At 31.3% G+C, this 14,218-nt stretch carries 11 protein-coding genes; 3 read left to right on the forward strand and 8 right to left on the reverse strand.

The features are described from left to right. Window positions 1-18: 18 nt before the first annotated feature. Window positions 19-906 (reverse strand): carbon-nitrogen hydrolase, encoded by an 888-nt coding sequence (locus tag AC061E_RS12870; RefSeq protein ID WP_478286601.1) that lies wholly within the window; start codon window positions 904-906, stop codon window positions 19-21. A gap of 181 nt (window positions 907-1,087) precedes the next feature. Further along, window positions 1,088-2,200: a pectate lyase family protein gene (locus AC061E_RS12875; protein ID WP_478286602.1), complete on the reverse strand. Its 1,113-nt coding sequence runs from the start codon at window positions 2,198-2,200 to the stop codon at window positions 1,088-1,090. Between the two features lie 228 nt (window positions 2,201-2,428). Between AC061E_RS12875 and AC061E_RS12880 the strand changes: the two genes are divergently transcribed. Next, window positions 2,429-2,998, forward strand: coding sequence for a Crp/Fnr family transcriptional regulator (locus AC061E_RS12880; RefSeq protein ID WP_478286603.1), 570 nt, complete (start codon window positions 2,429-2,431; stop codon window positions 2,996-2,998). A 46-nt stretch (window positions 2,999-3,044) separates the two neighbouring features. Here AC061E_RS12880 and AC061E_RS12885 read toward each other — a convergent pair whose 3' ends face one another. Next, window positions 3,045-5,756 (reverse strand): S8 family serine peptidase, encoded by a 2,712-nt coding sequence (locus tag AC061E_RS12885; protein ID WP_478286604.1) that lies wholly within the window; start codon window positions 5,754-5,756, stop codon window positions 3,045-3,047. A 569-nt stretch (window positions 5,757-6,325) separates the two neighbouring features. Between AC061E_RS12885 and AC061E_RS12890 the strand changes: the two genes are divergently transcribed. After that, entirely contained in the window at window positions 6,326-7,156 is an 831-nt protein-coding gene (locus tag AC061E_RS12890) for a M57 family metalloprotease (RefSeq protein ID WP_478286605.1), read from the forward strand. A gap of 75 nt (window positions 7,157-7,231) precedes the next feature. Here AC061E_RS12890 and AC061E_RS12895 read toward each other — a convergent pair whose 3' ends face one another. The 3 genes from AC061E_RS12895 to clpB all read right to left on the reverse strand — a co-directional run bounded on the left by AC061E_RS12895 (window position 7,232) and on the right by clpB (window position 11,304). Beyond that, window positions 7,232-7,486, reverse strand: coding sequence for a hypothetical protein (locus AC061E_RS12895; RefSeq protein WP_478286606.1), 255 nt, complete (start codon window positions 7,484-7,486; stop codon window positions 7,232-7,234). A gap of 99 nt (window positions 7,487-7,585) precedes the next feature. Beyond that, a complete protein-coding gene (locus AC061E_RS12900) occupies window positions 7,586-8,455 on the reverse strand; it encodes a DUF808 domain-containing protein (protein ID WP_478286607.1) in 870 nt (289 codons plus the stop codon). A gap of 242 nt (window positions 8,456-8,697) precedes the next feature. Continuing rightward, window positions 8,698-11,304, reverse strand: coding sequence for an ATP-dependent chaperone ClpB (clpB, locus tag AC061E_RS12905; protein WP_478286608.1), 2,607 nt, complete (start codon window positions 11,302-11,304; stop codon window positions 8,698-8,700). A 197-nt stretch (window positions 11,305-11,501) separates the two neighbouring features. Between clpB and ytxJ the strand changes: the two genes are divergently transcribed. Beyond that, window positions 11,502-11,888 carry a bacillithiol system redox-active protein YtxJ gene (gene ytxJ / locus AC061E_RS12910; RefSeq protein WP_478286609.1) on the forward strand — a complete coding sequence of 129 codons (387 nt, stop codon included), beginning with the start codon at window positions 11,502-11,504 and terminating at the stop codon, window positions 11,886-11,888. A 70-nt stretch (window positions 11,889-11,958) separates the two neighbouring features. Here the strand turns inward: ytxJ and AC061E_RS12915 are convergent, their stop codons facing one another. Next, window positions 11,959-13,119, reverse strand: coding sequence for a hypothetical protein (locus tag AC061E_RS12915; RefSeq protein ID WP_478286610.1), 1,161 nt, complete (start codon window positions 13,117-13,119; stop codon window positions 11,959-11,961). After that, the gene (locus AC061E_RS12920) at window positions 13,106-14,104 is read right to left on the reverse strand and encodes a DUF2157 domain-containing protein (RefSeq protein ID WP_478286611.1); all 999 of its coding nucleotides are present in this window, start codon (window positions 14,102-14,104) and stop codon (window positions 13,106-13,108) included. The genes AC061E_RS12915 and AC061E_RS12920 overlap by 14 nt, the downstream gene beginning before the upstream one ends. Window positions 14,105-14,218 lie beyond the last annotated feature (114 nt).

Consider the following 14,218-nt stretch of genomic DNA (forward strand, 5'->3'; position numbering starts at 1 on the left):
TTGTTTTAAAAAGAGCAGTTAGTCAATTGCTCTTTTTGTAATATCTCCAAAGGCATCTATGCGTCTGTCTCTAAAAAATGGCCAGTTTTGGCGCACATTTTCTTGTAAGTCTAAATCAACTTCAGCAATTAAAATTTCTTCTTTATCATGTGAGGCTTGCGCCAAAATTTCTCCTTGTGGCCCGCAGATAAATGAAGCACCCCAAAATTCAATTCCAGGAGTTTCGGGTAAATACTTTTCTAAACCAATACGGTTTGCTGCTGCAACATAAACACCATTTGCAACGGCATGACCTTTCATAACATTCATCCAAGCGCCATATTGGTTTTCACCATATTGCTCTTTTTCTTGTGGATGCCAACCAATTGCTGTTGGGTAAAACAATACTTCGGAACCTTTTAAAGCTGTTATGCGTGCTGCTTCTGGATACCATTGATCCCAACAGATTAATGTTCCTATATTTCCTTTCTTGGTACGATTGTTTTTAAATCCTAAATCACCCGGTGTAAAATAGAATTTTTCGTAAAATGCAGGGTCATCTGGAATATGCATTTTTCGATACAATCCTGCCTCTGAACCATCAGTATCAATGATATAGGCACTATTATGATAGATGCCAGCCATTCTCTTTTCGAAGAAAGGTACAATAATTACAATTCCTAATTCTTTTGCCAAAGCGCTAAAAGCAGTAAAGGAAGTGCTGTACAACGGTTCAGCTAAAGCAAAATTATCTACGTCTTCACTTTGACAAAAGTAATGACTGCTATATAATTCGGGTAAAGAAATTACTTCGGCTCCAAGTTTTGCGGCATCGCGAACCCAACTAATGCATTTTTTTAAATTATTTTCAGCTACATCATTCAGGTTTAGTTGAATAACAGCTATTTTATATTTTTTATTTGACATTACATAAATTTTAGAATGCAAAAATAGTAAATTTTATGGCTAGTATAAAATAGGCTTCATGTGTTTGCTAATGAACTTTAATAAAGAATTTTGAATTAAGGTTTCTACTGCTTTATAGTTAGTGAAAAAAAACAACACTTCCTGTTTTGCAAGAAGTGTTGTTACAAAAATTTGAAATTAATTAAAAAGATCCGCAAATATTTCCAGTAAATGTAGCACCTGCTCCAGTTGTAACATCAGCTTTTACAGCGCTAGCAGATAGTAACGGTATGGTATAACTTGGTGTAAAAGCCGTATTGCTTCCAGCAGTATTACCTGTTGTGTTTGTAAATATGTTTCCAATAACTGTAACAGCAGTATAGCCCGTCATAAGGTCAATAGGTTGATTTACATTTTCAAATACATTATTTTCAACTCTAATGCTAGCTTCAAGACCTGCAGCTACACATTTATTACTAGCAGAACTGTTAAAGTAGTTGTTTACAATATGTACTTTACCAAAACGTACTCTTGGCATTCTTTCTTTACATCCAGTAGCCCACCAGCATCTTGCAAAAGTTACTCTAAGTTTTCCTCTATCAGCTGTTGCGCCATCACTAGACCCTATTAAATTTGAATACCTGTGATCTGGTGAACCTCCTGATCCACCTGGTCGTGGAGCTTTTAGATATGTAAATTTAGTGTAAGAGACTGTAACATAGTCTGACTGATTTTTGATATCTAAATTTCCATCAACTCCATCTCTAAACTCACAATGATCTACCCAAACATTTTGGCAATTATCAATTATTGCATTGTCCCAACCATCTGTATCATATGCACCTGGCCCTTCAAAAATTAGATTTCTAAGAATAATATTTTTACATCTCTTTATATTTAAAATTCCAGAATTGGCTTTGGTTTGATCCGTCGAAACTAATTTTGCACCGCTGGCGCCATAAATTGTTTTTCCAGTTTGATCTTGAAAAGCAATTCGACCCGTTGAATTAGCAGGAATAGTAATGGTTCCAGTTACTTTAATGACTTTTACCGAAGTGTTTTCTATTGCAGCTTTTAATTGCGCATAAGTACTTACTACTGTTTCTGTAGCGTTGCCACCTCCAGTAGTTCCACCATTTTGTGATGCCCAGCCAGGAACAGCTGCACAATCGCCAACTCTTGCATTACTATTTGATTCTTTTGTCTCAAATTTTGCTTCAATGGTATTTTCTATTGCGGTTTCTTCATTGTTACAACTTGTAAGTCCAAAGAAAAGACTCACAATTAAAACTGATAATTTTAATTTTAATTTCATAATACTTTTTTTTAATTATTAATGATTTAAAGCATTACAAAATAAACTATAAAAAAACCTATTTTTATTGAACTTGTTCAATAAAACAAGTAATTAATTAAACTTTGTGTTTTTTATTCAATGTTATATTAAAAATAATATAATTTTATTATTTTTACGTAATCGATTGCATAACCTACTGTTTTTCGATAAAAATTATGGTCAAATAATTTAAATCAAACCCCAAAAATGTACGAATTATTACGAAATAATATAGAAAAAAATATCCCTTTAACAAATTTTGAATGGGAATTAATAGTAGAGAATGTGAAGCATGTTAAGTTAAAAAAAAATGATTACTTACAAATTCAGGATTCAAATAGTAAATATGAAGCTTTTGTTTTAAATGGAGCATTCAAAATTTATCACTTGAAAGAAAATGGTGCTGAGTGTATTCTTTTTTTTGCATTTGATAATGATTGGATAAGTGATGTTGAAAGTTTTTACCATGATAAGCTTACGAGATATAATATCAAAGCACTAGAGGATTGTGAAATTTTAGTTATTAATAAAATTAATAAATCAAAATTATTTAAAGAAGTTCCTAAGTTGTTAAAATTTCATACTCTGCTGATAGAAAAAACAAATATAGTTATGCAAGATAGATTACTTGATGTTTTAAATAAAACATCAAAACAGCGTTATTTAGATTTCGTAAATAAATACCCTACAAAAGCTCAACGAATAAATGATAGGAATCTCTCTTCTTATTTAGGCGTTTCTCATGAGTTTTTATGTAAAATAAAAAAAACAATTTAGGTTTTGGTTACTACTTAACAAACAATAATTCAAAGCAATGTTTTTTTTAAGGAGATTGAATGAAAATTTTTCCTGTTATAGTCTTTCCTGTTTTAGAAGTAATTTTATAAATGTAAATCCCTATTTCTATGCCAATTAAAGAAATAGAATTACTTTTTGAAGTTAACTTTTGCTCAATATTATTCTGACCATTCAAATTAAAAAGATAGAAAATTGATTCTTCTTCTGTTCTAGTCTCAATATTTATATCTTGATTTGTTTTTAAAATAGTTGGAAATACAAAAAAATCATTTTTTCCCATAAAGATAATATCAATTGCTTTTGAATTTATTTCTGAATTATCATCTAGAACTAGTCTAATGGTGTATTTATTAAATCCTTCAGATGGATTTGAGTCAAAAAAAGTAAAATTTTTAGCGTTTGGTTTGTTTACAATTTCAATGATAACCTCTTTGTTATTAGTTATTTTTATTAGCTCGACTCTTTTAATTTGAAATAAGCTAAAAAGGTTTACTGTAACAGCTATTTGATTTTCAGTTGTAATTTCGGCACTTGTTAGTTCAAAATAACAATTGGAATTATTTTCATATCGAAATGTTGACTCACTTTTAATACCCTCAGTGTTTTCAAAAAATGGTGCAACAGCATGATTTTTCCCATTTGTATAGGTGTATGATGTACCTGTTACTTGTTCTTTTAATTGTAAGGAGTCATTAATTAATTCATAAATGTTAAAACGTGAAACGTTAGAAGGTTTTGACCAATTGATTTCAGTTGTTCCATTACAAACAAGTGAAGTGGTTGTATTTAAATCGTAGGAAATTATAAAACTATCCGACAAAAACTCTTCATTACCAATTTTCATTTTAAGTTTAGCTCTTGTAAAAAGTTCTTGTAAAGGGAGGTACAAGTATTTCTCGTTTTGAAGATTGATATTTGTTTTGATTAATTCCCAAGTTAGTCCATCGTTATAACTTATTGATAACTCGCCATTGGTTCCTGTAATTGTTGAGTTCCATTTTATAGGTGAAATTGTTCTACCGTCTATAGGGAAATTGTCATTTTCAATAGGATAATTCCATTCAAATTTATTTTTTAAATCATAATCATAAACAATACTATAATTTTGACTATTTGTGTTTAAAATTGAGCTACTAACGGAAATGGTATAGGTTTGATATTGAGGATTTTTAAGTTCTATTTGCTCCACGGTATTTACTTTATCCATGCCTTTCGATGCAGGTATTTGTGGTAAATCTGGATTTAAAATCCATGGTAAAAAAGTTTCTGTTGGAGAAATTAAAGCTAAATCTAAATCATTTATCAAACAAATATTTGAATTTACTGGTGCTGGTGGATCTGTCCAAACTAATGTTATTTTTAAATTTTCACTATTTGAAGGTACTGATATTTGATGCAAGTTTTTTTGCTCAGAGTTTATGAATCCGGTTATAATCCTCTTGTTTTGTATGGTGTTTAAGCATTTTAACGCATTAACATTTCCATAACCATATGTAAAATCTGGACCCATATTACCCAAATCTTTAGCGCTATTAATCAAGATTGCTTTTGTAGTTGAGTTTTGTAATGGTGTTGTATTTGTTTTGTTATGAAGTTCTTTCATTAGTGAAATAATACCCGAAACGATAGCGGTCGAATTAGATGTACCCTCTGTGCTGTAGGCTACAATTTCAGGTTTTATTCTGCCATCATAAGCGGGGCCTTTAGATGAAAATACCATGCTATTTTCATTAGAATCTATGCTCCCCACAACAATACCATTTTTTGATTGTTTAAAATTTCCTGTAATGCTTTTATATCCCACAGTACCTCTATTACCTGCTGAAAAAATATGGTTTATTGTTGTGTTTTCGTAAAGGTTTTTGTCAAATGCCTCCGCAAGTGTGCCATAAAAATTTTCAATTACAGTACCATAGGAATGATTTTGAATAGTAGCTCCTTGAAGTGAAGTGAATTCATCCGGAAATAGAGAAAGAAAATTAGATGATTGAATTTTTGTTTTTGGAGCAACACCCTTACCCAAAACAGAGCTATTTCCTATGCCTGCAACAATTGTAGCCATAGCAGTAGCATGGTTTGATACCTGATTTGATTGAGTATTAGAGGGGATATGTTTATTTAACAAATCAATATCGTTGGTATCAAAAAATGCATCCTTAATAGAAACAATTTGATTTGATCCAGAAACATCAGCAAAATTTTTGGATAGCATGTTAATTTGATTAAGACTAAAGTTTTGATCTATAATCTTAGATTCAACAATAGGAGTGAAGGATTCTAGCGTAATGGATAATACGTTTTGAATTGGGATAATTAGGTTTACTAACGTTTTATAATCAGTGTTTATGAAAACTAAATCAGATTGTACTGTATTTTCTATTTTTAAAGATTTGAGTTTCTCCGTTAGGGTTTTAATATCTTTACTTACAATGGTATACTTTTTTTTTGAAGAATGCTTTTTTAAATTGTTTGGTAATTTCCACATATTATTAACTGGATACAATGTAAGATTTGGATCTTTAATCAAATTTCTTGAAAAGGAAATTACGCTAAATTTATTGTCAAGTTTTTTTTCAATCTTACAATTATTTAAAATAGCACTTTTAGTTTCTAATAAGTAAAATGACTCTGTTGTATCTATCTTTTTTTCTTTAATAAACTGTTTCCATTTTTCTATTGTTTGAGAAAAAAGGATGAATGGTAAAATAATGGACAGTATAGTAAATTTAGTTTTCATCAACTTTTAGGTGTGTTTAATAAAGTTTTTCAGGCTTAATTTAATGTAAAATAGGTGTTAACAATTTACATCCAAAATAATCGTTTTATTTTAAAAAAAAGCCTTGAAATACTTTTTTTTGATGCTTAAAACGTATTTTTAGAAGCTTTTAATTCCTACAAAATAAACGTTAATATTATGTATTAAATCTTTAAAAGTTTAGTTTTATAGTAAAATTAAATTTCGAAAACTAACATTTTTAAAAATCAAATTTAATCAATTTATGTAAAACATGTTTCACATATACTAATAAAAAATTCAAATAAGTAATTATATATTTGTCATATCTATAAATTGTGTTTGTATTTAACATTTTGACTGAAGTATTGTTAAAATTGTGAAATGAGAAAAAAACGTAATCATTGGCCTTGGAAGCTTTTTTAAAATAAATATATAACAATAAGTGTTAAAATTGTTATATTTATATATTTATTATATTCGTACAAAAATAATTGTCTACTTTCGATGTAATGATTTTGTAAAGTGTTCACCAATACAATTCATTAATTAACCCAAATATAACCAAAACAATGAAAAAAATTAAATCAATTTTAGTAATGTCATGCGCAGTTATGGCATTTATATCTTGTAGTAAAGATGATGAAAACAATCAAACACAACCAGAAGCAACTAAAATAACTCCTGAAATTTTAGCAAAAATTAGTGCTTTGTCTTTAAATAATAAAGATGTGAAAGTGGTTAAGCATACTAACCCTAATGGCACTACAGAAGATGCTTTCTTGATAGAAGGCGATATTGTTATGACCAAAGATCAATTAAATAAGATGGATCTACACGGAGGCATTACTACTGAGCAATACCATACAAACAATCTTGTTTCTGGACCAAGAACTATAAGAATTGTAGGTTTATCAGGAACAGGAACGTCTGCTTTAAGTGCAAACATGCGTTCAGGATTGCAAGCAGCTGTTAATAGATACAACAGTTTAGGTTTGTCTCTTACCTTTACATTAACTTTTAGTACTAACACTACTGGTGCTAACATCGTAGTTAGAAGAGCTACTGGTAGCGCAGGTGGAGTAGCTGGATTCCCATCTGGTGGTAATCCTTTTAACTCTGTGACTTTATATTCTGGAATGGATACGTACTCAGTAGGAGTGAATTCACATGTTGCTGCTCACGAAATTGGGCATTGTATAGGTTTGCGTCACACAGACTGGTTTAGCCGTCAAAGTTGTGGACAAAATAGTAATGAGGGAACTGCTGGCGTGGGAGCCGTACTTATTCCTGGAACACCATCTGGTTATGATGCTACTTCATACATGAGAGCATGTTTTAGTTCAAGTGATACAGGAGCTTTTAATAGTAACGATGTTACTGCTTTGAATTATTTATATTAGTAAATAACTAAGAACACTTTACAAAATATAAAAAAGGCTGTTTCTTATTTAGAAACAGCCTTTTGATTTTTAATTTTAATCTTCGTTTGTCTCACCCACTTCTTTAATTTGATCTAAGATATTTGTTTGATTTGGAGCAATATAGTTTTTTACTTCAACAGTTGCCTCTTTTTTGAAAAGTAAATCGAGTGCATTATACAGTTTCAAAAGTACATCTTTATCTTCTTTGGCAATGGATACTGTATTGTTAAAATCAAAAACATAATTATTAGAGTTACGTACTTCAACTTTAATTGTTTTGGGAGTGATTTTAAATTTTACGATGTCCATAATTCTGAAAATTAAAAATGATACGATTTATTTGCAGTTAGCTTTGACTTAGGGATTAATTATTCAAAAGCAAAAATGATTAAAAATGAAAAGTGTTGTTTATTTTTTTGCAAATAACTTTTTGAAAAGCATTACAAAACCTAGTGTAATTAATCCAATGATTAGTGCTACAGTAAATTCAGTTATGATTAAAGGTATTTGAGGTAATATTCCATGTAAAAAAGGAATTTGATGCATAAAAATACCTCCGGCAACAAGTAATAAAGCTATTGTACCAATTACTGATAAACTTTTAATAACCATAGGCAACGCTTTTACTAATACACTACCGATTTTTGTTCCTATACTGTTCTCGTTTTTACTCATACTGATTAATTTAAGACCTGCTTCATCCATGCGTACAATCAATGCTACTATACCGTAAACACCTATCGTTGCTACGAGTGCAATGATAGAAACAACCACTATTTGTGATGAAATAGGTTCTCCTATTACAGTTCCTAGAGCGATAATTACTATTTCTATAGATAAAATAAAATCAGTGACAATTGCAGATTTAATTTTTACTTTCTCTAAAGATAGAATTTCTTCTTCGGTCATTGGTTGGGAAGTTATATCTTCATTTTTGTGTTCATGTGGGAAAAAATATTCAAATATTTTTTCAGCTCCTTCATAGGCCAGATAGATTCCTCCTAGTATAAGTATTACAATTACAGCAATTGGTAAATAGTTACTCAACAAAAAAGCTATTGGTAGAATTATGATTTTATTTACCAAAGACCCTTTAGCAATAGCCCATAAAACTGGCAATTCTCTAGAGGAAATAAATCCAGAAGCTTTTTCAGCGTTTACAGCTAAATCATCTCCTAAAATACCTGCAGTTTTTTTTGCAGCCACTTTACTCATTACAGCAACGTCATCCATTATTGCAGCTATATCATCCAAAAGTACGAGGAAACCTGATGCCATTATGTTCTTTTTAAAAGTTGTTTGATTACCCTAAATATGAATTTTAAGGTTATTTAATTTTTGATTTTTATGTTTTGCGAAGCTAAAACTTTTTATTTAAAAATTAATTTTAAAAATGCCAAAAAGTAAAAATTTACACTAGTTATAATCTTCATGTCTTAATTAGGGAGAGGCTTCAATTTATAATGAATCATTGAAGCAAAAAAAGAAACCACCAGTGTCAAACTGGTGGTTAAAAAAATTTAAGAAACTAACTCGCTTTGATTCCTAAAGACTAGTTTGTTATCAAATGCATCAAGCAGTATAATGCTATCGGTAGTTATTTTCCCAGCAAGGATTTCTTTGGATAAAGCATTAAGTACTTCACGCTGAATGACACGTTTTACTGGTCTGGCGCCAAATTGCGGATCATAGCCTTTAGCACTTAAATAAGTTATTGCTTCAGGTGTGGCATCCATAGTGATGTTTTGTAGTGCCAGCATTTTAGTTACAGATTTAAGCTGTAAACTAACAATTTTAGTAATGTTAGCATTTGTCAAAGGAGTAAACATCACAATTTCATCAATACGATTAATAAATTCTGGTCGGACAGTTTGTTTTAATAAACCTAAAACTTCAACTTTGGCTGCCTCGGTAGCAGCCTCAACATTTCCTTTTAAGTTCTCAAACTTATCTTGAATGATTTGGCTACCCATATTAGAAGTCATGATGATAATAGTGTTTTTAAAATCAGCAAGACGACCTTTATTATCTGTTAAACGTCCTTCATCAAGTACCTGCAATAAAATATTGAAAGTATCTGGATGTGCTTTTTCAATTTCATCCAATAAAATAACAGAATATGGTTTTCTGCGTACGGCTTCTGTTAGTTGTCCGCCTTCGTCATAACCCACATATCCTGGAGGCGCACCCACTAATCTACTTACACTATGTCGTTCTTGATATTCGCTCATATCAATTCTGGTCATAGCGTTTTCATCATCAAATAAATATTCAGCTAAGGCTTTTGCCAATTCGGTTTTTCCCACTCCTGTTGTCCCAAGGAAAAGAAAGGTTCCCACCGGTTTTTTCATGTCCTGTAATCCCGCGCGACTTCTTCGTACAGCATCACTTACGGCTTCAATGGCTTCCTCTTGACCTACTACACGGCGGTGTAATTCTTCTTCAAGATGTAAAAGTTTCTCTCTTTCTCCCTGAAGCATTTTTTGCACAGGAATTCCAGTCCATTTTGCTACAACTTCAGCAATATCCTCGCGTGTAACCTCTTCTTTAATTAAGGAACTTCCACCGGCTTGATTAACAATAAGTTCTTGATGTAAAATTCCAAGTCGTTCTTGAGCTTCTTTAATTTTACCGTAACGTATTTCGGCTACTTTTCCGTAATCTCCATCGCGTTCAGCGCGTTCCGCATCATATTTATAATCTTCAATTTCTTTTTTAATCAATTGAATGCCATCAACAACATCTTTTTCTGATTTCCACTTGGTATAAATTGTATTTCTATCCTCTTTAAGATTAGCCAGTTCTAGACCAAGAGATTTGAGTTTACTTTCATCTTTTTCTCTTTTAATGGCTTCAATCTCAATTTCAAGTTGCATTATTTTTCGATCCAAAACATCCAGCTCTTCTGGTTTTGAGTTAATTTCCATTCGGATTTTTGAAGCTGCTTCATCCATTAAGTCGATGGCTTTATCTGGTAAAAATCGGTTTGTGATGTAACGTTGGGATAATTCAACAGCTGCTATGATAGCTTCGTCTTTTATTTGAACTTTGTGATGGGTTTCGTATTTTTCCTTAATACCACGAAGTATGGAGATAGCACTATCAGTATCTGGCTCTTCAATTTGTATTTTTTGAAAACGTCTTTCCAGCGCTTTATCTTTTTCAAAATATTTTTGGTATTCGTCTAATGTAGTTGCCCCAATAGCGCGTAATTCTCCACGTGCCAATGCTGGTTTTAAAATATTTGCCGCATCCATAGCACCTTCGCCACCGCCAGCACCAACTAGCGTGTGAATTTCGTCAATAAACAAAACGATGTCCCCATCGGCAGCGGTAACCTCTTTCACTACTGATTTTAAACGTTCTTCAAATTCGCCTTTGTATTTAGCACCTGCAATTAATGCACCCATATCTAGTGAAAATACAATTTTATCTTTTAGATTTTCAGGCACATCTCCATCTACAATTCTATGTGCTAATCCTTCAGCAATGGCAGTTTTACCTACTCCAGGTTCTCCAACTAGCATCGGATTATTTTTAGTCCTGCGCGTTAGTATTTGTAAAACACGTCTTATTTCTTCGTCACGACCTATTACAGGATCTAGCTTACCAGATTTAGCAAGTTCGTTTAGATTTTTTGCATATTTATTTAATGAATTATAAGTCTCCTCAGCAGAAGCCGAGGTAACACGTTCTCCTTTTCTCAGTTCATCAATAGCGGCTTTCAATCCTTTTTCGGTCACACCTTGATCTTTTAAAATCTGAGACGCTTTAGTATTCGAGTTAAAAATAGCAAGTATCAAGTGCTCTACCGAAACGTACTCGTCATTCATTTTTTTTGCAATTATTTCGGCTTCGTTTAGCGTGGTATTTGCAGTTCTAGAAAGCATTATTTCGGCACCAGTAACTTTCGGGAAATTTTGAATTGTACTTTCAAGTATTTGAATAAATAAGGGAACATTTACATTTTGTTTTTTTAATATAAATGGTGCTACGTTTTCATCAACTTCTAAAATAGCTTTAAAAAGATGTTCGTTTTCAATTTGTTGCTGTCCATAGCTTTGTGCTAATTGTTGCGAAAGTTGGATAGCTTCTTGAGATTTGATGGTAAATTTATTGATATTCATTTTTTTTAGTTTTTTGCAACAAGTTTTTGCCTGTTTTTGTTAGTAAAATACTTTAATCACAGTTTCTTATTAATTTATTTTATCTTTGTATCTGATTATTCAATTAATATTCCATAGTAAAATTACAGACAAAATGGCTGTTTAAATATGATTTATATCATATTGAACAGTCAAAATGACTGAAAAACCGACAAATTATGAGTTTTTTAAAAAATATTTTTGGTAGTAGTGATTCTAACGACGAAACTAATTCAATGACTTGGGAGCCTTTGCAAGCATTAGAACAACTAGATGAAATAGTAGCTCAATCTCAAGTAAAACCTGTTGCCATTTTTAAGCATAGTACTCGTTGTAGTGTAAGTAGAATGGCTTTGAAACAGTTTGAGAATGAGTTTAACTTTCCTGAGAAAGTGACGCCTTATTTTTTAGATTTAATTGCTTTTCGTGATGTTTCAAATGAGATTGCTTCTCGCTTTGGGGTTACGCATCAATCACCACAATTGATTTTGATTCAAGATGGTAAGGCGGTATACAATGTTTCTCACAGTGATATTGATGCAGGAGAATTGGGAGCTAAATTATAGTTGCAATAACCAATCAAAGAAATTGCCAAGGATTTACAAATATTAGTTTGTTTATCCTTGGTTTTTTATTTTAATAACTTCCTCTAGAACCTCCACCACTGAAATCTCCACCACCAAATTCCATTGGAGATTCCACCGTAGTTTCTGGTTTTAATCCCAATTGTGTCGCCATAAGTATTTCGGCTGTGCCAAATAGATTTCCGTTTGAGAAACGATCTGGTTGAAAAGTAACACCATTAGTATTGTTTTTAATCTTTTTTATAGCAAAAAAAGTAAATGCAAATAATACAAAACCACCAATGGTTAGGGTAATTTCAACAGGTAAAACGGCATAGTAAAAACGAATGGTGTATATTGAAAAACAAAGAGCTAGGATTCCTATCCAAAGCATAAAGCGGTCTTTTTTGTATAAAGACAAAACCAAATAACTCGATGGGACTATAAAGGTGAATCCATAAAAGAAAAAGGCAAACGGAATATCGTTATTTGCACCAACAATTACACCCATTAATTCGCTTGAAAGTTCTCTAACCACCATATAATTTCCTGATAAGTAGAATAAAATCAGTGCAAAAGCTTGGGTAAAAATAATGCCATTGTAATAAAATGGAAGTGTTAATTTTGCTAGTAGTTTTTTGCTGCTGAAATAGATAGCAATTGCAAAAAACATCATAGTAAAAGGTAGTATCGTTTTTGCGAAAGCGCCTAATTCAAACATCAAGAAAAGTATTGAACAAGTGAGTGTTACACAAAATATGATAGCCATTGATAGCTGTACATATTTAAGATAACATAGCAAAGAGGTTATCGAGAGTATTAGGGAAATGGTAAGTTCGTTTCCCTCTGAAGAAATGCCTATTGCAATTGCTAAGCACAATTGAGAACCTAGTAGAAACGCATCGTCAAGTCCATAACCATAATATTTTTGATTGGTTAAAACTTCAGTGCCAATGAAACCAATAATAGCAAAAAGATAAACCAGAAATTGATAATTTTCACTAATAGCATCTAGGCTGATTAAAGTAAGAAAGCCACAAATGGAGGAGTATAAAAAGCTCCCTAACAGAAAAAATCCAATTCGTATTAAGATGTTTTTTTGACTTTTAAGAATGGTTAAATTTTTATCAATTATGCGAAATTGACTTTCGTCTATAAATCCTGCATTTTTTAAAGAGTGGCCTTCTGAAACTAGAAACTCTTGCTCTAATTCGGTTTTTTTATATTGTATCATGACTAGCTTTTTTATTGAATTGTTTAATAAGTCGAATAAAGTAAATGATAGAACCAATAAAGTAAAAGGGAACTAAGAAAAAGAAAGAGATAAATAATTCGCTATCAATATTGCTCAATTCTAATAATTTGAACAAGAATATATTTAGACCGATATAGGCATAAATTAAGGTAAAGACAAACAAAGAAACCGATTTAATGAGGTAACTGGTAGGGTAAAAATAGTAGCAGGAACCAGCCAATAGTATTATAAAAATGCCCCAATAGCTATCGAATAAATTATTGATACAAGCGATGCTTATAATGTGCAAAGCAAAAGTGAGAAATACTAAGCTAAAATGTTTTTTTAAGTCATTTTTTGAACTGTAAATAGTCCAAATTACTAATGAAATACCTAATGAAATAGCTGAATAGCTCAGGGTATTGTTTTCGTTAAAATCATTGTGAAGTAAAGACTGTGGAGAAACGGATAAACCAATATATGCTGCTAAACCCGTGATTGCGATTGATAAGATACTTTTATTATCAAAATAATAAGCACAGAAGAAAGCTATTACAGTAGGAACAACAGTAGCTAATCCGTAATGGGTACCAAAAACAGTGTATTGAAATTGTAGATAGCCAACAAAAATGCAACTTAATAATACTGCCGCTAAAATGAGGTAATCAAAAATAGGATTTTCAAATTGAGTTTGTTGTTTTTTAAATCCGATAGCGTTTTTAGAACAGAAGTAAAAACAAAAAACGGTAATCAACAATAGTATAGCCAAAATAGCGATGTGTCCAATGCTATCTATGTTTTGGTAAATTAAAATACCGATACCTGAAGTAAATAGTAATACAGAGGCGTACAAAAATAATTTAAGCTCAGTATGTAATGAAAAAAGATTTAAATTTCGATAGGCCTGCACTTGATCATATTGTTCAGGGGTTATTAATTCTTTTTCTAAAAGACTTTTTGTTGCCTCTTCTTTAAATTTTTTCATACTCATACTGTCTTAAAATTTAAATTCAAATATAGGTTTAAAGTGTTAACTTCTCAATAAGAGTAAAATTTATTAAGGTTGAATTTTATTGAAACAAAAAAATCCATTCTTTTT

It is taken from the genome of Flavobacterium sp. GNP011 (genome assembly GCF_056428925.1).